The organism is Streptomyces sp. NPDC001508, assembly GCF_040298665.1.
Classification (GTDB): domain Bacteria; phylum Actinomycetota; class Actinomycetes; order Streptomycetales; family Streptomycetaceae; genus Streptomyces.
On sequence record NZ_JBEPAP010000023.1, the window covers coordinates 65,550 to 85,742 of the forward strand.

General features: G+C 67.9%; 17 protein-coding genes. 5 read left to right on the forward strand and 12 right to left on the reverse strand.

Annotation, left to right across the window (positions count from 1 at the left end):
- Positions 1-108: 108 nt before the first annotated feature.
- From rplL to ABT245_RS21600, 3 genes are all read left to right on the forward strand, one after another.
- On the forward strand, positions 109-489 hold the full coding sequence (gene rplL / locus ABT245_RS21590) for a 50S ribosomal protein L7/L12 (RefSeq protein WP_502982159.1): 381 nt from the start codon (positions 109-111) through the stop codon (positions 487-489).
- 560 nt (positions 490-1,049) lie between these two features.
- Positions 1,050-4,535 carry a DNA-directed RNA polymerase subunit beta gene (rpoB, locus tag ABT245_RS21595; protein ID WP_351735897.1) on the forward strand — a complete coding sequence of 1,162 codons (3,486 nt, stop codon included), beginning with the start codon at positions 1,050-1,052 and terminating at the stop codon, positions 4,533-4,535.
- A 96-nt stretch (positions 4,536-4,631) separates the two neighbouring features.
- Complete coding sequence (locus ABT245_RS21600) at positions 4,632-8,546, forward strand: DNA-directed RNA polymerase subunit beta' (RefSeq protein WP_351735899.1); 3,915 nt, start codon at positions 4,632-4,634, stop codon at positions 8,544-8,546.
- A 72-nt stretch (positions 8,547-8,618) separates the two neighbouring features.
- Here the strand turns inward: ABT245_RS21600 and ABT245_RS21605 are convergent, their stop codons facing one another.
- The 12 genes from ABT245_RS21605 to ABT245_RS21660 form a co-directional block, all read right to left on the reverse strand.
- Positions 8,619-8,894: a hypothetical protein gene (locus tag ABT245_RS21605; protein ID WP_351735901.1), complete on the reverse strand. Its 276-nt coding sequence runs from the start codon at positions 8,892-8,894 to the stop codon at positions 8,619-8,621.
- Complete coding sequence (locus tag ABT245_RS21610) at positions 8,891-9,118, reverse strand: hypothetical protein (RefSeq protein ID WP_351735903.1); 228 nt, start codon at positions 9,116-9,118, stop codon at positions 8,891-8,893. The genes ABT245_RS21605 and ABT245_RS21610 overlap by 4 nt, the downstream gene beginning before the upstream one ends.
- Before the next feature lie 27 nt (positions 9,119-9,145).
- Positions 9,146-10,009 (reverse strand): peptidoglycan-binding protein, encoded by an 864-nt coding sequence (locus tag ABT245_RS21615; RefSeq protein WP_351735905.1) that lies wholly within the window; start codon positions 10,007-10,009, stop codon positions 9,146-9,148.
- 98 nt (positions 10,010-10,107) lie between these two features.
- Positions 10,108-10,584 carry an ATP-binding protein gene (locus ABT245_RS21620; RefSeq protein WP_351735907.1) on the reverse strand — a complete coding sequence of 159 codons (477 nt, stop codon included), beginning with the start codon at positions 10,582-10,584 and terminating at the stop codon, positions 10,108-10,110.
- Between the two features lie 17 nt (positions 10,585-10,601).
- Positions 10,602-11,315 (reverse strand): hypothetical protein, encoded by a 714-nt coding sequence (locus tag ABT245_RS21625; protein ID WP_351735909.1) that lies wholly within the window; start codon positions 11,313-11,315, stop codon positions 10,602-10,604.
- The gene (locus ABT245_RS21630) at positions 11,315-12,451 is read right to left on the reverse strand and encodes a hypothetical protein (protein ID WP_351735911.1); all 1,137 of its coding nucleotides are present in this window, start codon (positions 12,449-12,451) and stop codon (positions 11,315-11,317) included. The genes ABT245_RS21625 and ABT245_RS21630 overlap by 1 nt, the downstream gene beginning before the upstream one ends.
- Positions 12,448-13,539 carry a hypothetical protein gene (locus ABT245_RS21635; protein WP_351735913.1) on the reverse strand — a complete coding sequence of 364 codons (1,092 nt, stop codon included), beginning with the start codon at positions 13,537-13,539 and terminating at the stop codon, positions 12,448-12,450. The genes ABT245_RS21630 and ABT245_RS21635 overlap by 4 nt, the downstream gene beginning before the upstream one ends.
- A 79-nt stretch (positions 13,540-13,618) precedes the next feature.
- Positions 13,619-14,836, reverse strand: coding sequence for a hypothetical protein (locus tag ABT245_RS21640; protein WP_351735915.1), 1,218 nt, complete (start codon positions 14,834-14,836; stop codon positions 13,619-13,621).
- Between the two features lie 49 nt (positions 14,837-14,885).
- Complete coding sequence (locus ABT245_RS21645) at positions 14,886-15,806, reverse strand: phage distal tail protein (protein ID WP_351735917.1); 921 nt, start codon at positions 15,804-15,806, stop codon at positions 14,886-14,888.
- Between the two features lie 26 nt (positions 15,807-15,832).
- Entirely contained in the window at positions 15,833-17,080 is a 1,248-nt protein-coding gene (locus ABT245_RS21650; protein WP_351735919.1) for a phage tail family protein, read from the reverse strand.
- Complete coding sequence (locus ABT245_RS21655; RefSeq protein ID WP_351735921.1) at positions 17,077-18,261, reverse strand: phage tail protein; 1,185 nt, start codon at positions 18,259-18,261, stop codon at positions 17,077-17,079. Before ABT245_RS21655 ends, ABT245_RS21650 begins: the two co-directional genes overlap by 4 nt.
- A 33-nt stretch (positions 18,262-18,294) precedes the next feature.
- Positions 18,295-18,837: a hypothetical protein gene (locus ABT245_RS21660; protein WP_351735923.1), complete on the reverse strand. Its 543-nt coding sequence runs from the start codon at positions 18,835-18,837 to the stop codon at positions 18,295-18,297.
- A gap of 61 nt (positions 18,838-18,898) precedes the next feature.
- Between ABT245_RS21660 and ABT245_RS21665 the strand changes: the two genes are divergently transcribed.
- Positions 18,899-19,327 carry a hypothetical protein gene (locus ABT245_RS21665; RefSeq protein WP_351735925.1) on the forward strand — a complete coding sequence of 143 codons (429 nt, stop codon included), beginning with the start codon at positions 18,899-18,901 and terminating at the stop codon, positions 19,325-19,327.
- Positions 19,328-19,825: 498 nt separating this feature from the next.
- Entirely contained in the window at positions 19,826-19,975 is a 150-nt protein-coding gene (locus ABT245_RS21670) for a hypothetical protein (RefSeq protein ID WP_351735927.1), read from the forward strand.
- Positions 19,976-20,193: the final 218 nt, after the last annotated feature.

Sequence of the window (20,193 nt, forward strand, 5' to 3'; positions counted from 1 at the left end):
CGCGACATGACCAGCGCCGCCTGAGCGGCTCAGGTCGTAGCGGGCCGTACGTACGCCCGCCAGACATGTACATCCGGCACCAGCCGAATTAGTGGAAGGAAAGCCATCATGGCTCTCACCCAGGACGAACTGCTCGCCGAGTTCGAGACGATGACCCTCATCCAGCTCTCCGAGTTCGTGAAGGCGTTCGAGGAGAAGTTCGACGTCACCGCCGCCGCCGCCGCGGTCGCCGTCGCCCCGGGTGTCCCGGGCGTCCCGACCGAGGCCCCCGAGGAGCAGGACGAGTTCGACGTCGTCCTCACCGGCGCCGGCGACAAGAAGATCCAGGTCATCAAGGTCGTGCGCGAGCTGACCTCGCTGGGCCTGAAGGAGGCCAAGGACCTGGTCGACGGTGCGCCGAAGGCGGTTCTGGAGAAGGTCAACAAGGAGGCCGCGAACAAGGCCAAGGAGTCCCTCGAGGGCGCCGGCGCCTCCGTCGAGGTCAAGTAAGACCTTCCGGGGTTCCGTGAACCCCGTCGCACGCCCCCTGCGGCCTCCGAGCGGGCTGTAACGCGAGCGCACCGAGGAGCGATCATCCATCCGGGTGGTCGCTCTTCGGCTTTCCCGGAGGTCCGACCGCGGCTGCCTTGCACCCGCGTGAGCGGGGGGTATGGTGATCTTCGTCGTGTCCCCGGAAGCCCGGGTTGGACTGGGGGGCCTTGACGAACCGCACGCAGCGCGCAATTCTCAGGACGCGTCGTCACAACGATCCAGGTTCCGAGGCATGGATCGACGGCGAAGAGGGCAGTATCAACGTGCGTTGAGGGCAGGCATGGCGCAGGCGTTGAGGACAACGAGGGTCTCAGTAAAGCGGGACTGGACATCAGTGTGCCAAGTGGCTACACTGACCCTTTGCGCTGCCTGTTAGCTGTCCCCTGCCCGTCACCAGGGGTCTGTCCTCCCCCGAGCATCGATGACCGAACCCCCCTCGACCTGGGGTTTCTGCCTTCGTGTATGGGAGAGGGGCCGGTACGCGCGTAGTGAGTCCGAGCCCTCGGAAGGACCCCCTCTTGGCCGCCTCGCGCAACGCCTCGATCGCGAATACGAACAACGGCGCCAGCACCGCCCCGCTGCGCATCTCCTTTGCAAAGATCAAGGAGCCTCTTGAGGTTCCGAACCTGCTCGCGCTGCAGACCGAGAGCTTCGACTGGCTGCTCGGCAACACCGCCTGGCAGAGTCGGGTCGAGGAGGCTCTTGAGAACGGTCAGGACGTCCCCACCAAGTCCGGTCTGGAGGAGATCTTCGAGGAGATCTCCCCGATCGAGGACTTCTCCGGGTCGATGTCGCTGACGTTCCGGGACCATCGCTTCGAGCCGCCGAAGAACTCGATCGACGAGTGCAAGGAGCGCGACTTCACGTACGCCGCCCCGCTCTTCGTCACGGCCGAGTTCACCAACAACGAGACCGGCGAGATCAAGTCCCAGACCGTCTTCATGGGCGACTTCCCGCTCATGACGAACAAGGGCACCTTCGTCATCAACGGCACCGAGCGTGTCGTGGTGTCTCAGCTGGTCCGTTCCCCCGGTGTCTACTTCGACTCCACCATCGACAAGACGTCCGACAAGGACATCTTCTCCGCCAAGATCATCCCGTCCCGGGGTGCCTGGCTGGAGATGGAGATCGACAAGCGCGACATGGTCGGTGTCCGTATCGACCGCAAGCGCAAGCAGTCCGTCACCGTCCTCCTGAAGGCGCTCGGCTGGACGACCGAGCAGATCCTGGAGGAGTTCGGCGACTACGAGTCGATGCGCGCCACCCTGGAGAAGGACCACACCCAGGGCCAGGACGACGCGCTGCTCGACATCTACCGCAAGCTGCGCCCGGGTGAGCCCCCCACGCGTGAGGCCGCGCAGACGCTCCTTGAGAACCTCTACTTCAACCCGAAGCGCTACGACCTGGCGAAGGTCGGCCGCTACAAGGTCAACAAGAAGCTCGGCGCGGACGAGCCGCTGGACGCCGGTGTGCTCACCACCGACGATGTCATCGCCACCATCAAGTACCTGGTGAAGCTGCACGCCGGCGAGACCGAGACGATCGGTGAGTCCGGTCGCTCGATCATGGTCGAGACCGACGACATCGACCACTTCGGCAACCGTCGTATCCGCAGCGTCGGCGAGCTGATCCAGAACCAGGTCCGTACGGGTCTCGCCCGTATGGAGCGTGTCGTGCGCGAGCGCATGACCACCCAGGACGTCGAGGCGATCACGCCGCAGACCCTGATCAACATCCGGCCGGTCGTCGCCTCCATCAAGGAGTTCTTCGGCACCAGCCAGCTGTCCCAGTTCATGGACCAGAACAACCCGCTGTCGGGGCTGACGCACAAGCGGCGTCTGAACGCCCTCGGCCCGGGTGGTCTCTCCCGTGAGCGGGCCGGCTTCGAGGTCCGTGACGTGCACCCGTCGCACTACGGCCGCATGTGCCCGATCGAGACGCCGGAAGGCCCGAACATCGGTCTGATCGGCTCGCTCGCCTCGTACGGCCGGGTCAACGCGTTCGGTTTCATCGAGACGCCCTACCGCAAGGTCGTCGAGGGCCAGGTCACCGACGAGGTCGACTACCTGACCGCCGACGAGGAGGACCGCTTCGTCATCGCGCAGGCCAACGCGCCGCTGACCGACGAGATGCGGTTCGCCGAGGCCCGCGTGCTGGTCCGCCGGCGTGGCGGCGAGGTCGACTACGTCGGTGGCGAGGACGTCGACTACATGGATGTCTCGCCGCGCCAGATGGTGTCGGTCGCGACCGCCATGATCCCCTTCCTGGAGCACGACGACGCCAACCGTGCCCTGATGGGCGCGAACATGATGCGCCAGGCCGTGCCGCTCATCAAGTCCGAGGCACCGCTCGTCGGCACCGGCATGGAGTACCGCTCCGCCGTCGACGCCGGCGACGTCGTCAAGGCCGAGAAGGCCGGTGTGGTCCAGGAGGTCTCCGCCGACTACATCACCACGGCCAACGACGACGGCACGTACATCACGTACCGCCTGGCCAAGTTCGCCCGTTCCAACCAGGGCACCTCCGTCAACCAGAAGGTCATCGTCAACGAGGGCGACCGGATCATCGAGGGCCAGGTCCTCGCCGACGGTCCGGCCACCCAGAACGGCGAGATGGCGCTCGGCAAGAACCTGCTCGTGGCGTTCATGCCGTGGGAGGGGCACAACTACGAGGACGCGATCATCCTGTCGCAGCGCCTCGTGCAGGACGACGTCCTCTCCTCGATCCACATCGAGGAGCACGAGGTCGACGCCCGTGACACCAAGCTCGGCCCCGAGGAGATCACCCGGGACATCCCGAACGTCTCCGAGGAGGTCCTGGCCGACCTCGACGAGCGCGGCATCATCCGCATCGGCGCCGAGGTCATCGCCGGTGACATCCTCGTCGGCAAGGTGACCCCGAAGGGTGAGACCGAGCTGACCCCCGAGGAGCGCCTGCTGCGCGCGATCTTCGGTGAGAAGGCCCGTGAGGTCCGTGACACCTCGCTGAAGGTGCCGCACGGCGAGACCGGCAAGGTCATCGGCGTGCGTGTCTTCGACCGCGAGGAGGGCGACGAGCTGCCGCCGGGCGTGAACCAGCTGGTCCGCGTCTACGTCGCGCAGAAGCGCAAGATCACCGATGGTGACAAGCTCGCCGGCCGGCACGGCAACAAGGGCGTCATCTCCAAGATCCTGCCGATCGAGGACATGCCGTTCCTGGAGGACGGCACCCCGGTCGACATCATCCTGAACCCGCTCGGTGTGCCGTCCCGGATGAACCCGGGACAGGTCCTGGAGATCCACCTCGGCTGGCTCGCCAGCCAGGGCTGGGACGTCTCCGGTCTCGCCGACGAGTGGGCGCAGCGCCTGCAGATCATCGGCGCCGACCAGGTCGACCCGCGCACCAACGTCGCCACCCCGGTGTTCGACGGTGCCCGCGAGGACGAGCTGGCGGGTCTGCTGGAGCACACCATCCCGAACCGCGACGGTGACCGCATGGTCCTCCCGTCCGGCAAGGCACGGCTGTTCGACGGCCGCTCCGGTGAGCCCTTCCCGGACCCGATCTCGGTCGGCTACATGTACATCCTGAAGCTGCACCACCTGGTGGACGACAAGCTGCACGCCCGCTCGACCGGTCCGTACTCGATGATCACCCAGCAGCCGCTGGGTGGTAAGGCGCAGTTCGGTGGTCAGCGTTTCGGCGAGATGGAGGTGTGGGCGCTGGAGGCGTACGGTGCCGCCTACGCCCTCCAGGAGCTGCTGACCATCAAGTCCGACGACGTCACCGGCCGCGTGAAGGTCTACGAGGCCATCGTCAAGGGCGAGAACATCCCCGAGCCCGGCATCCCCGAGTCCTTCAAGGTGCTCATCAAGGAGATGCAGTCGCTCTGCCTGAACGTGGAGGTGCTGTCCAGCGACGGTATGTCCATCGAGATGCGTGACACCGACGAGGACGTCTTCCGCGCTGCGGAGGAGCTCGGCATCGACCTGTCCCGGCGCGAGCCGAGCAGCGTCGAAGAGGTCTGACGGGAGTCCGGCGGGCCCCCTGACCAGGTGGCCCGCCGACCCCCAGGCCCCCGTTTCAGACCACAGACTTACAACCCTGAGAGGGATTGACGCATAGTGCTCGACGTCAACTTCTTCGACGAGCTCCGGATCGGCCTGGCCACCGCTGACGACATCCGTCAGTGGAGCCACGGTGAGGTCAAGAAGCCCGAGACCATCAACTACCGCACCCTCAAGCCCGAGAAGGACGGACTCTTCTGCGAGAAGATCTTCGGCCCCACCCGGGACTGGGAGTGCTACTGCGGCAAGTACAAGCGCGTCCGTTTCAAGGGCATCATCTGCGAGCGCTGTGGCGTCGAGGTCACGCGCGCCAAGGTGCGCCGTGAGCGGATGGGCCACATCGAGCTGGCCGCGCCCGTCACGCACATCTGGTACTTCAAGGGCGTTCCCTCGCGCCTCGGCTATCTGCTCGACCTCGCCCCGAAGGACCTGGAGAAGGTCATCTACTTCGCGGCGTACATGATCACGTACGTGGACGAGGAGCGCCGCACCCGCGACCTGCCCTCCCTGGAGGCGCATGTCTCCGTGGAGCGGCAGCAGGTCGAGAACCGCCGCGACGCCGACCTCGAAGCCCGCGCCAAGAAGCTGGAGGCGGACCTCGCCGAGCTGGAGGCCGAGGGCGCCAAGGCCGATGTGCGCCGCAAGGTGCGCGAGGGCGCCGAGCGCGAGATGAAGCAGCTGCGCGACCGTGCGCAGCGCGAGATCGACCGCCTCGACGAGGTGTGGACCCGGTTCAAGAACCTCAAGGTCCAGGACCTGGAGGGCGACGAGCTGCTCTACCGCGAGCTGCGTGACCGCTTCGGCACGTACTTCGACGGCTCGATGGGTGCCGCGGCGCTGCAGAAGCGCCTGGAGTCCTTCGACCTCGACGAGGAGGCCGAGAAGCTCCGCGAGATCATCCGCACCGGCAAGGGCCAGAAGAAGACCCGCGCCCTCAAGCGGCTGAAGGTCGTCTCCGCGTTCCTGCAGACGTCCAACAGCCCCAAGGGCATGGTCCTCGACTGCGTGCCGGTCATCCCGCCGGACCTGCGTCCGATGGTGCAGCTGGACGGTGGCCGCTTCGCGACCTCCGACCTGAACGACCTGTACCGCCGTGTCATCAACCGGAACAACCGACTGAAGCGGCTTCTCGACCTCGGCGCGCCCGAGATCATCGTGAACAACGAGAAGCGCATGCTCCAGGAGGCCGTCGACGCGCTCTTCGACAACGGCCGCCGCGGCCGCCCGGTCACGGGCCCCGGCAACCGTCCGCTGAAGTCGCTGTCCGACATGCTCAAGGGCAAGCAGGGCCGCTTCCGGCAGAACCTGCTCGGTAAGCGAGTCGACTACTCGGCGCGTTCCGTCATCGTCGTCGGCCCGCAGCTCAAGCTGCACCAGTGCGGTCTGCCGAAGGCCATGGCGCTGGAGCTGTTCAAGCCGTTCGTGATGAAGCGCCTGGTCGACCTGAACCACGCGCAGAACATCAAGAGCGCCAAGCGCATGGTGGAGCGCGGCCGCACCGTCGTGTACGACGTCCTCGAAGAGGTCATCGCCGAGCACCCGGTGCTGCTGAACCGTGCTCCCACCCTGCACCGCCTCGGCATCCAGGCCTTCGAGCCGCAGCTGGTCGAGGGCAAGGCCATCCAGATCCACCCGCTCGTGTGCACCGCGTTCAACGCGGACTTCGACGGTGACCAGATGGCCGTGCACCTGCCGCTGTCCGCGGAGGCGCAGGCCGAGGCCCGCATCCTGATGCTGTCCTCGAACAACATCCTCAAGCCCGCCGACGGCCGTCCCGTGACGATGCCGACCCAGGACATGGTCCTCGGTCTGTTCTTCCTCACCACGGACTCCGAGATGCGGGACGTCAAGGGCGAGGGCCGGTCCTTCGGCTCGGCGGCCGAGGCGATCATGGCGTTCGACGCGGGCGAGCTGTCGCTCCAGTCGAAGGTGGACATCCGCTTCCCGGTGGGCACCATCCCGCCGCGCGGCTGGACCCCGCCGGCGCAGGAGGAGGTCGACGAGCTGGTCGGAGCAGCGGCGTGGCAGCAGGGTGACAGCTTCCGGCTGAGGACCACGCTGGGGCGTGCGCTCTTCAACGAGCTGCTGCCCGAGGACTACCCCTTCGTCGACTACGAGGTCGGCAAGAAGCAGCTCTCCGAGATCGTCAACGACCTCGCCGAGCGCTACCCGAAGGTCATCGTGGCGGCGACGCTCGACAACCTGAAGGCGGCCGGCTTCTTCTGGGCGACCCGTTCCGGTGTCACCGTGGCCATCTCCGACGTCGTCGTTCCCGAGGCGAAGAAGGAGATCGTCCGCGGCTACGAGGCGCAGGACGAGAAGGTCCAGAAGCAGTACGAGCGCGGTCTGATCACCAAGGACGAGCGCACACAGGAACTCATCGCGATCTGGACCAAGGCGACCAACGAGGTCGCCGAGGCGATGAACGAGAACTTCCCGAAGACCAACCCGATCTTCATGATGGTGAACTCGGGTGCGCGCGGCAACATGATGCAGATGCGTCAGATCGCCGGTATGCGTGGTCTGGTGTCGAACGCGAAGAACGAGACGATCCCGCGTCCGATCAAGGCGTCGTTCCGTGAGGGCCTGTCCGTCCTTGAGTACTTCATCTCCACGCACGGTGCCCGTAAGGGTCTGGCGGACACCGCCCTGCGGACCGCCGACTCCGGTTACCTGACCCGTCGTCTGGTGGACGTCTCGCAGGACGTCATCATCCGCGAGGAGGACTGCGGCACCGACCGTGGCCTCAAGCTGCACATCGCGGAGCGCGGCGCCGACGGTGTGCTGCGCAAGGCGGAGAACGTCGAGACGTCCGTGTACGCGCGCTGCCTCGCCGAGGACATCGTGGTCGACGGCAAGGTGCTGGCCCCGGCCGGCACCGACCTGGGCGATGTGCTCATCGACGAGCTGATCCTCCAGGGCGTCGAGGTGGTCAAGACCCGCTCGGTCCTGACCTGCGAGTCCGCGGTCGGCACCTGCGCCATGTGCTACGGCCGCTCGCTCGCCACCGGCAAGCTGGTCGACATCGGTGAGGCGGTCGGCATCATCGCCGCCCAGTCCATCGGTGAGCCCGGCACCCAGCTGACGATGCGTACCTTCCACACCGGTGGTGTGGCCGGTGACGACATCACCCAGGGTCTGCCGCGTGTCGTCGAGCTGTTCGAGGCCCGTACCCCGAAGGGCGTCGCCCCGATCTCCGAGGCCACCGGCCGCGTCCGGATCGAGGAGACGGAGAAGACCAAGAAGATCGTCGTCACCCCGGACGACGGCAGCGACGAGACGGCATACCCGATCTCGAAGCGCGCCCGACTCCTGGTCAGCGAGGGCGAGCATGTCGAGGTGGGCCAGAGGCTCACCGTGGGTGCCACCAACCCGCACGACGTGCTGCGCATCCTGGGCCAGCGTGCCGTCCAGGTCCACCTGGTCGGCGAGGTCCAGAAGGTGTACAACTCGCAGGGTGTGTCGATCCACGACAAGCACATCGAGATCATCATCCGGCAGATGCTGCGCCGTGTGACGATCATCGAGTCCGGCGACGCCGAGCTGCTGCCCGGCGAGCTGGTCGAGCGCTCGAAGTTCGAGCACGAGAACCGTCGTGTGGTCCAGGAGGGCGGTCACCCGGCCTCCGGTCGTCCGCAGCTCATGGGTATCACCAAGGCGTCGCTGGCGACGGAGTCGTGGCTGTCGGCCGCGTCCTTCCAGGAGACGACCAGGGTCCTCACGGATGCGGCGATCAACGCCAAGTCCGACTCCCTGATCGGCCTCAAGGAGAACGTCATCATCGGTAAGCTCATCCCGGCCGGTACGGGTCTGTCCCGCTACCGCAACATCCGGGTCGAGCCGACCGAGGAGGCCAAGGCCGCGATGTACTCGGCCGTCGGCTACGACGACATCGACTACTCGCCGTTCGGTACGGGCTCCGGCCAGGCCGTGCCGCTGGAGGACTACGACTACGGTCCGTACAACCAGTAAGCGAGCATGAGTCGAAGGGCGGTCACCCCGTCGGGTACGGGGTGGCCGCCCTTCGGCGTTCCCTGGTGCTTTTCAGCGCGCGGTGATCTGCAGAGCCGTGACGACCACAGTCGCCACGGCGGCCAGCGCGCCGATGCTCGCCAGCGGCCACCGCGTCCGCTCCAGGGCGTCGAGCCGCTGCTCGTGATCGGCGAGCTGCTTGTCGGTCTGGTCGCTGCGCTGGACCAGCAGCGCGAGCGACCCGTCGACCCGGGCGAACCCGGCCTCCACGGTCCCACGCAGCCGCTCCAGCTCGACGGCGACGGCGGCCGGGTCGGAGAGGGAGGAAGGGGTGGGGGGTTCGTTCATGTGTCCCGCCCTTCCCCGTCCGTCCGCAGCCACGCCGGCAGCAGCGCCTGTACGGCGGGTACGGCCATCACCCGGGTGACCCCGGCCGCGACGGCCAGCGCGCCGGCGGCCCGGGGCAGGGTGTCCGGGATGCCGGCGGCGTCGACGACCGCCGGCAGCAGGACGCACAGGCCGACAGCGGTTTGTACGACGGTGCGCAGGGTGCGCTTGGCGGCCTCTGACATGGTGAACCTCGTTTCTCCGAACGGCTTTCAGGAGCTGTGGGGGACCTGGAGCGCCGCCCAGGACTTCGCCCCCGGCCAGCCGTCCGCCGACGAGCCCGTGTAGCCGAGCTTGCGCTGCCACCTGGCGTACGACGCCCGGTCGGCCTCGGTCCACTGCGGGCCGGGCCCGGAGGAGTATGCCGAGCAGCCTTTGGCGACCAGCCGCTTGCCCATGGCGGTGACGATCGGCGACCTGGGGTTCTTCTTGAACCACTCGGCACCGGGGAAGGGCTGGTAGGCGGGCGTGCCGGGGGAGGTCTTCGTCTGCAGCCGGGCGGCGACCCGGCTCCGGAAGCCGGCCATCGCGAAGCCCTTCGGGTCGATCTTGGTGTTCGTCCACTCCTTGTGGCCGATCACCGACCACGCGCTCCAGCCGTGCGCCCGGCACAGCGCGGCCGACGCCCGGACCATGGCCTCCGTCTGGGCCTCGGGCCACGGGTCCTTGCCGTCGCCGAGGTTGACGCACTCGAAGCCGTAGAAGTGGACGTTGCCGTCGGTGTCGTTCGTGGTGGGCGCGGGCAGCGCGGTCTCGGCGATCACCGCCTTCAGTACGCCGCCGGCGCCGCTGCCGGCGTGGTTGGCGCGGCCGTTGCCGACCAGGTGGACCGTGCCGTCCTTGGCGATGACGCCGTGGCAGAGCGGGCCGGGCAGGTCGGAGTGGCCGTTGAAGCAGAGGCCGACCGAGGCGGCGGTGCCCGAGGTGACGGTGTGATGGATGACCACGCCGTGCACCGGGCCCCAACGTCCCTTGCTGTTGCGGTTGTTGGTGCGCCAACCATCGGTCTGGACGACGGTGACGCCCTCGGCCCGCAGGGCGGACACGAGGGCGTCGGCGGACAGGGGAGTGGCCATGGGCGGTGCCTTCCGGACAGGGGCGGACAGGAGAGAACCCCGGCCGGCGGGGCGGCACGGGGCTGCGGGTGTGGGTGCGGGCGGGGGAGTGCGGGGCGTCAGAGCGCGCTGTCCGGGGCGGTGGACAGGCCGGAGCCGCTGTCCACCGGCGGGTCGACCGGGTCGTCGGTGCCGCCAGGACCGCCGCCAAAGCCGCCTCCCGAGCCCCCGTCCCCGGTGCTCGTCCACCTGGCGCACAGGGCGGCGTGAGCAGTCACGTTCGCCGCGAAGTCGGCGAGCGCCGCGGCCACCGCCCGCTGGATCGCCGTCTGGTCGGGGACGACCGGGGCGGTGCCGATCGGCGGGACGGTGACCCGGCCGAGGCCGCGCAGCACGGCGCCGCCGGTCCCGGACTCGGTGAACTGTGCGGTGATGTCGACCGGCGCGTACGTGCCGGTGATCGAGTCGGGCGCGATGACGCTGTTGAAGCTGGTGTCGGAGACGTTGACGTAGATGGTGTGGCCGGCCTCGGGGAGGGTGGCCCGGCCGGCGAAGTCGATCGCGAGACCCCAGGGCTGGCTGGTGTCGATGTCCATGGGTGGTGGGTCCTTCCTCAGGTCTGGCGGCCGTACATCAGTACGGGGTTGGCGTAGACGGTGCCGGACGCGCTGGTGACCATCGCCTGGATCTCGACCTTGAGCAGGGTGCCGTAGACCGAGGCGAAGTCGGAGCTGATCGCCGCCGAGTAGTCGAAGACCGAGCCGGCGCTGACGGCGCTGCCCCACGGGGAGCCGTTGACGAGCACCTGCACCGAGCCGGTGGCGCCGGAACTGGCCCGGGTGTTCACGAGCAGCCGCATCCTCGGCTGCCAGACCAAGTTGTACGACATCGCGATCGTGGTGAAGGCAGTCGCCGTGGTCTGCGGCCAGCGGCTGACCGCCGTGTCCTGGGGCGGCAGCATGTTCAACCAGGGCTTGGCGATCCCGCCGGTGTCGATGTCGTCGGAGACGATCTCCCGTCCGGCGCTGTCGTAGATCCGCAGGGGCTGCTGCGAGGTGCTGGTGCCGTCGCCGTTGTACAGGGCCAGCCTGCCGGTCTGGCGGCGGATCGCCAGGCCGTACTCGTCGCCGCTCCACCGGCCGACCGCGAAGACGGCCGGGCCGCCGCCCGGCGGCCGGACTTCGAGAAAGCCGCCGCCGGTGATCTCCACGCCGCCGCCGGAGATCTTGTTGAGGGCGGGCCGGGTGTTGACCGCGGTGGACAGCTGTTGGATGCGGCGTTCCATCTGGGTCAGCCGGTCGATGATGTCTTCGGGCAACTGCGGCATCAGACCTCCTCCAGGTAGAGCTGGGCGGTGTCCGGGTGGCCACGCTGAGCGGGGCTGACCTTCACGCCGATGATCCGGTAGCGGGCGTCCAGGCCCTCGGTGAACCACTCGTCGGTGATCCGGATGCGCGCGGTCCGGCCGAGCAGCGCGGTCGGCACCAGGTCGTCCAGCGTGACGCTGATCTCCGGGATCACCACCGCCCCGCCCGCGGCGGCCAGTTCGGTGCGGGCGAGGGCGGTCAGGGTGCCCTCGTCGGTGATGTCGTTGTGGTCCGAGGTCAGGTCGATGCGCGGATAGCCGGCCCGCTCGATCAGTTCGGTGGCGACCGCGACCGTGGAGCACAGCGGCCGGGACTCGGAGGCCTGGTCGGCGTTGGTCGACGCGCCCCGGGCCCGGGCGGTGGTGCCGCCACGGGTGGCGTCGCGCGGGAAGGAGTACGACAGGATCGTGCCCGGCCGGTCCAGCACCAGGTCGGTGGTCCCGGTGGTGATCGTCGGACTGCCCAGCCGCAGCCGGCGCACCCGGGCGCCGTTGGCCGGGTCGGTGTAGACGGAGATGTGGTGCTCGAAGCCGTGCTCCAGCGCCGCCAGCGCGTCCAGGGCGTCGAGGTAGGCCGTCTCGTCGCCGTCCCGGTAACTCACCGAGCGGGTCACGCCCGAGGTCTCGTCGCCGTAGCTGACGCCGATGTCACCGCCCGGCAGCCCGGTCTGGAGGTCCTTCCACAGCGCTCGCGCGATGTCCAACTGGTCGCCTTGAGGGGCGAGTCGGTAGTCGGGGTCGTACGCGGGCGTGGTCGCCCGGATCAGGCGCCTGCCCGCGTACGACTCGAAGGTCGCCGCCTGGATGCCGAGGGTGAGGACGCCCTGCTCGTCGCTCTGCAGGGTGCTGGTCCAGACGATGCCGCCCCACCACAGGTCGGTGCCGCGCTGGAGGTAGACCGCGGTCCGGCCCTCCTCGATGCGGCGGACCCGGGCGGCGATCGCCGCGTTCGGCACCGGGACGGTCCCGGACAGGGAGCCGGCCTTGCCGATGTAGTCGTCGACGGTGACGTCGCGCAGCGGCAGGATGTCGAGGGTGCTGTCGGTGCGCAGATCGCAGAAGATCGCCCGGTAGGGCGTGTCGGCCGGGGTGGTCATGAGGCCGCCTCGTAGGTCGCGCCGCCCTTGATGACGTTGCCGCTCGCCCAGGTCCAGGGGGTCAGGGCGTCCACGGCACCGGACTGGGCCAGAGCGGTCGCGCTCGGCTGCCCGGAGATGACGAGCAGCTCGAAGGTGCCAGTGGTGGCGCAGTACAGGCGCGCGGTGGCGCGGGCGCTGTTGGAGACGCCGAGCTCGGCGTAGCCGATGTGCGGCTGCACGGACGCCGCAGTGACCGGCAGTGAGAACCGCCAGTTGTCGCTGGTGGTCGCGCTGGTGCCGTAGGTGGTGGTGCTGCCGAAGGTGATCGAGAACGTCATGTGCACGGTGGTGCCGAACTCGACGTACCGCCCGCTGACCGTGGCGTTGCCGTACGCGGGCAGGGCGCTGCCGCTGCTGGTCGTCCAGGTCGGCGACCAGTCCTGCCAGGCGGGCAGCACCGGGTAGGTGGTCCAGGCGGTGCCGTTCCAGCGCTGCAACTGGCCGTTCGCGTCCCGGTACTGGCCCGGGTAGGAGCCGGCGGAGGTGTCGGTGGTGACCGGCAGGATGCCGCCGATCCCGACGGTGGCGGTGCGCAGGTTGGTCAGGGCGGTGTCCCAGTCGATGGCCGTGGTGCCGGCGCTCGCGCCGGCCGGCACGACGACCTGGTACAGCGGGAGCGACAGGGGCGGGGTCGCGGGCGCCATCGGGATCGCGGCCGCGGTGCCCTCCACGATCTCGACGACGGCCTCGCTGCGGCCGAGGCCGTCGTAGGGGTCGTCGTAGACGCGCAGCACGACCAGGTCGATCCGGCCGTACTGGGCGCCGTCGGTGAAGGTCAGCGGCTGGTACTCGGTGAGGGCGACCGGGTAGGCGCCCTGGGCGTCGGTGCCCTGGATGACGGCCCGGCCGGGGCTGACGGTGGCGCTCATGGTGCCACGGGTGCCGGTCAGGGTGAAGCCGGAGATCCGCCACTGGCCGTCCGGCGAACCGGGCAGGATGCCGGAGCGGGTGGCCACGGGCGAGGTCGGGGTGAGGGGGCCGAGCGGGACCAGCCGGGTGTCCTCACGGGACTGGTCTTCGGACAGCCATCCGGAGCGCAGGGGCATGGTCGACTCCTTTGCGTGTCAGCGGGGTGGGGGTGGTCGGGCGATCGGGTCGAGGCGCGGACCAAGTGGGCCGCTGCGGTCAGGAAGCGGACTCGTATGTGCCGTAGACGGACAGCACGTCACCGGTGGCCCAGGTGATGGGGGCCGACTTGTCCCAGATGGCGGTGGTGGCGGCGATGCCGTCGCGCAGCGAGCGGACGATCCCGCCGTTGGCCGTCGAGAGCAGGCCGGTGCCCTGGTAGAACAGCTGGGCCGAGGAGTCGTAGGCGACCGTGGTCAGCACCCGGCCGTCCAGCTTCCACGCGGCGGAGATCGGTGCGACCGGCAGCGAGAACGTCCAGTTGGCGTTGGCGCCCTGCGCGGAGAGGTTGGTCGTCGACCCGATCAGCAGATAGATCCGGACGTGCACGACGGTGCCCGTCTTCACGTACGACCCGGCCAGCGTGCCGTTGCCGATCGCGGGCGCGGTGCCGGTCTCGGCGCGCCAGACCGGCGTGTAGTCGGTCCAGGCCGGCACCGGCTGGTACGACACCCATGCCGAGCCGTTCCAGCGCTGCAGCAGCCCGCCGGACGAGTCCCGGTACTGCCCGGTGTAGCTCGCGGTGGTGACCGCGCCCGCCGGGGCTATCCCGCCCAGCGCGCTCGGGTACGGCACCCACGCCGAGCCGTCCCAGCGTTGCAGCGCGCCGCCGGAGTCGCGGTACTGGCCCGGGTAGGCGCCGTTGCCCGTCTCGCCGTACACCGGCAGGATGCCGCCGACCGCGACGGTCGGGGTGCGCAGGTCGGTGGCGTCCGTGCTCCAGTTGATACCGCCCTTGCCGGAACTGATCCCGGCGGCCACCCTGACCTGGTAGATCGGCAGGCAGATAGCCGGGGCGGCGGGCGGCACCGGGGTGGCGGACGGGGCACCCTGAACGATCTCCAACGCGGCCTTGGTGACCCCGGAGTTGTCGTACAGCGCGTCGTAGATCTTCAGGACGACGAGGTCGATCCGGGGGTCCGCGGCGTCGCCGTCGGCGAAGGTGAGGGCGGTCGGCTCGGGCAGGGTGACCGGGTAGGCGCCCTGGGTGGCGCCCGCCTGGATGACGGCCCGGCCCTCGTGGACGACCGCCGTCATGGCGCCCGGGGCTCCTTCGAGCCGGAAGCCGGACAGGCGGTTCAGGCCGTCGTAGGACCCGGGCAGGATGCCGGAGCGTACTTCCAGGGGATTCGCCGGGGTGGTGGCGCCCAGCTGGGTCAGCCGGGTGTCCTCGCGGGTCTGGCCGGTCTCGGCCACCCATGAGCTGCGCAGGTTCATCTGCTGGTCTCCTGAGTTCTTGTGGCTTTGGTGCGGGCGGTCGGGGTGCTCACCACTCCGCTGAGCGCCAGCGGACGGTGAACTGGGCGCCGGTGCCGAAGCTGTCGGGCCGGAAGGCGAGTTGGGCGCGGCCCGGTCCGAAGGCGAACAGTTCCTCGGGGCTGCTGTCGGCGGCGGCGGTGTGGCGGCGCGCCGCGGTGCCGTTGAGGATGACCGTGCCGGCCGCCGTGTCCACGACCAGCTCGTCCACCGCCGCGAGCCCGATCTCGTAGCGCAGCCGGCGGCCGGTGGTGCGGTCCGTGACCGTCGGGTTGGTGCAGGGGCCGGTGAAGGTGAGGACCGGATGGGCGGGCGCCGAGCCGTGGTTGTCGGCGCTGACGTCACCGGTCGCCGCCGCCTCGCCCCAGTACAGCGGCCAGTTCAGCGGCCAGGTGAGGCCGCTCTCCGGCTGCGGGCCGCCGGTGACGGCCGCCTGCTCGTCCACGGCGTAGCGGCGCGGGTCGGTGGCGTACCACTGCACGGACGCCTTGGAGATGCCCTGCGTGGTGTACGTCCGGTCGGCGGTCAGCACCCGCTGGCTGACCCGCGCCCTGACGGCCAGGGTCTCGCCGTGCAGGCGCACCGCGAGCCAGCGCTCCGCGTCGCCGAGCAGCAGGGCCTGGCGCAGGGCGCGCATCGCGGCGAGGGAGGATGCGGTGTCGTCGGCCGCCGGTACGGTCCACACCGTGCCGCCGACCCTGCGTGGCTTGGCGTAGCGGGCGCCCGGCCAGGCGCCGTGCGCGGTGGGGCGGTCGGCGTCGGTGGTGTCGTACTCGGGCAGGTCCTCCCAGCCGGTGAGCCCGTCGCTGCCGATCTCGTACGGCGTGCCGGGGCCCAGCAGCAGTCCGGCCCACTGCATCTGCCCGTCGCGGGTGATGAGTGAGCCGGGGGGAACGTCGTCGGTGTATGCGGTTGTGGTCAGGTCGGCCATCGGGGCTTCACCTCACGTGACTGTCGTCATGGGCAGGCGTGGGCGGAGGCCAGGAAGAGCAGGTCCGTCGCGGTGGCGTGGGCGCCGGCGGCGTGGCTCTCGTGGAACTCCTTGATGTGGTGGCGGTGTTGGGCCTTTACGCTCCGGTTCCTGCGGGCGAGGGCGGTGAGCGGCAGGACGCGGCCGGTACGAGGGGCGGCGCCGGGGACGGCGACACCGCCCTCCGCGAGCATCGGGATTTTGCTCAGATGCACCCCGAACTTCTTGCCGAGGATGTTGAAGCTGAGCTTGTTGAGCCCGTCGATCACCCAGTTCGCGAAGGCGATGAGCCCCTGGATCGGGCCCTTGATCACCTCGGCCACGGTCTGCGCGCCGGTGGTGACGAACTGGCCCATGGCGTGCAGGGTGTTGGAGGTGGCGTCCTTGATCCGGGTGAACCCCTTGGAGATGTCCCTGGTGATCCAGTCCAGCACGGGCTTCACGGCGTTCTTGAACCCGCTCCAGATCGCCGACACCCTGCCGCTGAGCGCGCGGGTGTCGCCGGTGGTGAGGACCTTCAGGGCGGCGAAGCCGGTGCCGATGAGGGTGCCGAGGGCGCTGAGGACACCTTTGACCAGGGTGAGGTAGCCGGTGACGTACGTGCTCACCGCGCTCGCGATGGCCTTGAGGATCGGGGTGAGGATGGCCAGGTACTGCTGGACGTACTGGAGGATCAGCTTGGCGAGCTGGTCCATCAGCCGCTGCCCGGTCTCGGAGTTGACGGCGATGCCGAGCAGCCGGCCGGCGACGGGGAGCAGGATGCCGGTGACGAAGCCGATGGGGTTGGCGCGGGTCAGGACGTTGATCAGGATCATCACCCCGGAGCCGACGGTCATGGCGGTGCCGAAGGAGTCCAGGAGGCCGCCGAGGACGCCGGAGGCGGCGATGACCGTGCCGACGACGGCGAAGACACCGCCGAGGCCTTCCTTGAGCTTCCCGAGGGACTTTCCGGCGCTCTTGACCCTGCTTCCGACGGACTTGATGTCCGACGCGGAACCGGTGGCGGTCTGCCCGGCCTTGGTGACGGAGCGGGCGGCGTTCCCCGCCTCTTCCTTCACGTTGCTCAGGACGGCGGATGCCTGGTCGGCACCAGCACGCAGCCGGGCGACTGCATCAGAGGCGGAGCCCAGGCCTGACTTGGCCGTCCGCAGCGACCTGGTGGCCTGAACGACGGCACTCTCGGACTTGTCGAGCGCTCTGACCGCGACGGCCAAAGCGCTCGTCATGCTGCTCATCCGCGCGCCTTCGCCAGGAACATCAACGCGTCGGCGGTGCGCTGCGGGCTGCTGGTCTCGGCCGCGTAGTAGTGCTCGATGTGCAGCGCGCCAGCGTCGGAGCCGGAGGCCCCGGCATACGCCCGCCCGCGCGCGGCGGCTCGCTTCAGCAGCCGGTCGAGCTTGCTGAGCGGCAGCACGGCCTCCGCCTCACCGGCCTCGGCGAGCAGCGCCGGAACACCGCCCGAGCGGGGCATGACGACACCGCCGGTGGCCAGCGCGGGGATCCTCGGCAGACTGACCCCGAAGGTCTTGCCGCCGACCATCGGCACCCAGCCCGGGATGGAGACGTGGATACCGTTGAGGGCGCCGATCGCGGAGTTGATGATCCCGATGACCGCGTTGATGGGGCCCCGGACCGCGCCCTTGATGCCGTCGAAGGCGCGGCTCGCGATGCCCTTGAGCCCGCCCCAGATGCTGGACAACCTGTTCTTGACGGCCTGGAAGGCGCTGGGGATCGCGGACTTGATCCAGCTGACGACCGGCGAGATGACGGCCTTGATGCCCTTCCACACGTTGGAGACGACCGAGCGGATCGCGTTGAGGGCGCCGCTGATGATCGACTTCCACATGTTGACGTAGGTCCGGATGACGGTGGCGACGGCCTTGACGATGTTCGTGATCGCCGTCTTGATACCGTTCCAGACCGACTTGATCAGCTTGCCGGCGTTCTTCATGATCGGCCCGATGGCCTTCATGACATTGCTGATCACGGTCTTGATGACCTCGAAGGCCTGCTTGAGGACCTTCTGCATGGTCTTCGAGTTGGTCACCATGTCGATGAGCGGCTGGAGCAACTGCATGAGCAGGCCGAAGAAATTGCCTTTCATCGACTTGTTCATCTTGTCCTGGCCCTTGGCCGCCTTGCTCGCCCCGGACTCGTACTTCCCGAGGTTCTTCCCGGCACTGGAACCGGTCCTGCCGGCCTTCCCGAGCGACTTCTCGGCCTGGTCCGACGCGGCCTTGAGGTCCTTCAGCTCCTTCGTCGAGCCCTGGGCCGAGCTCTTCAGCTGCTTGAGGGTGGTCCCTCCAGACTTGGCGTTCTCCCCCACGCTCTTCGCGGCTTTGCCGGCAGCATCAGCCTGGGTCTTGAAATTCTTGAGGGCCGTGGATGTGCTACTCAGCGAGCGAGCGAGTCCCATGGTTCATCCGTCCTTTCGGTCGAGTGCCAACCGCTATGCGGCGGCCTGCACCACTCGCTCCATTTCCTGCGAAAGATTGGTCAGAGACCGCGCCAAGGCCGTGGCAACCCGTCGGGCATCCTTAAGGTTCTGGATGTCTGCCGAACGTATCGGACCCTGCGGCTGAGGAGCGGTCGGCTTCTTTCCGTACTTCAAGAAGCCATCCGACTTTTCTTCGTAACCCCTCTTGTCCATTGCTTTCTTGAGCAGGCTGGTCCATGAGACGAACTGGACACCGAAGAGGGCCAGGACGGCGAGGGTCAGTGCTTCCCACTTGCCGGCGAGTAGATTTTCTACGACCTTTCCGACACCGCCGAGGAGTCCATCGGACCAGTTGGTGATTCGTGTCTTCCAGTCCTCGTCGTCCTTCTTCTCGGCAGAGGATTCCTTTCCGGAAAGTTGCTCTATTTTCGCGTCGAAGTCGGCTCGGCTGAGCATCTCCTGCCTGATGCGGTTGACGTTCGCGTCAACCCGGCCGAGTTGACCCTTGACCTCCACTATTTTGTTGCATATGTCCGTATTGCTAGGTTCGCTCATTTTTGATGACCCTCCAGTGGGTTCACCTCGTGGCGGTGAAGTCCGTACAGTGATGGGAGACTTGGCCGGTTCTTTCTCGTCGGAGGTGGGCGCCTTGAGTGTATGGGCTTATGTAGTGATCTCAGCCGCCTGTGTCGGCGTGCTGCTGTGGGATTTGCGTGGTGTGCGCATCTATCGCGCATTGCGCGTTCGGGGTGTTCCCGTGAAAGCTAGGTGTGTCGGCATCGAGAAGGACAAGAGTGGCCAATACGCCATCAAGTTGAATTACACGAATGTTCAGGACGGCCGCGTCTATCAATTCAAGGAGTCCAACTACAAGAATCCGCCCCTCGGGATCGGTGAAGAGTCCGATGCGCTCTACGACCCCGCCGGCTACGCGCCGGCCTCTCTCGTTTCGCGGCACACCTTGACGGGAGCCTTCCCTTATCCCTCCTGCGTGGCGCTGCCGTTGTTGGTGGCGGCGACAATCGCGTTTGCGGGTGGAATCTGATCCTCGACCCACCGTGCGACGGACTGTCTGCTGTCTGGGGGCAGGGAAATGTGAACAGGTGCTTGCTGACCTGTGATGACGGGAGTGAGGCTGGAATCGGCCGACTCGCGGGGGCGTGTGGTGCCTGTTCCCTGCGCCCCCGAAAGCCCGGCGCGTGTGAAAGCCGAATCGACGTTGGTAAATTGCGTGCACGTACGAGAATCAGGGGGTTGTGACGAGTGCGGTGCCGGCCATGGCCGGAGTCATCGTGATTTTTCTCGGTATCGTGGCCTGTTTCCTCAATCTAGAAGGTCTCTTGATTTTTCTGAAGGCGGAGCCTGAAACGCCATGGCGTTTCAGGCGAAGCGGTTTCTGAGCTTCAGGAGTGGATCAGGGCCGGGCATCGCGTCTATTACAAAATCCTTGTTCCGGGGATTTCGCCCCAGCAGAGATCGCCCCGGTTCATTGAGGTAGGGCCTGAGCCGCAGGGGCCGGTGGGAACGAACGATCGTTCCTGTCGTGTACGACCGTAGGAAACCGAGGCGGGCCAAGACCGGAACGCTTGCCGACATCGACCTGTCCGACGAAGGGGACGGTGTCAAGCTGCACTGGGGTGATGGATTCGCTCTGATCTTCCTAGGCTTGGCGCTCGTGCTGGTCTTCCAGTGATGAGAAATTTACAAGGGTGGTCCTGGTCGCGGTCGGCGTCTTCTTCTTTCTAGGGGCGAGCCAGAGAAACGGCCTCCTCGTTTCATCGACTCGTGACTCAGACATTGGTAGTGTGATCATTCAACCATAAAAATAGGGGGTGGGCGGTGAGTACTGCCCTGGCCGTAATCGGATTTATCCTTATGTTTCTCGGTGTCCTGGCCTGCTTTGCGAATTCG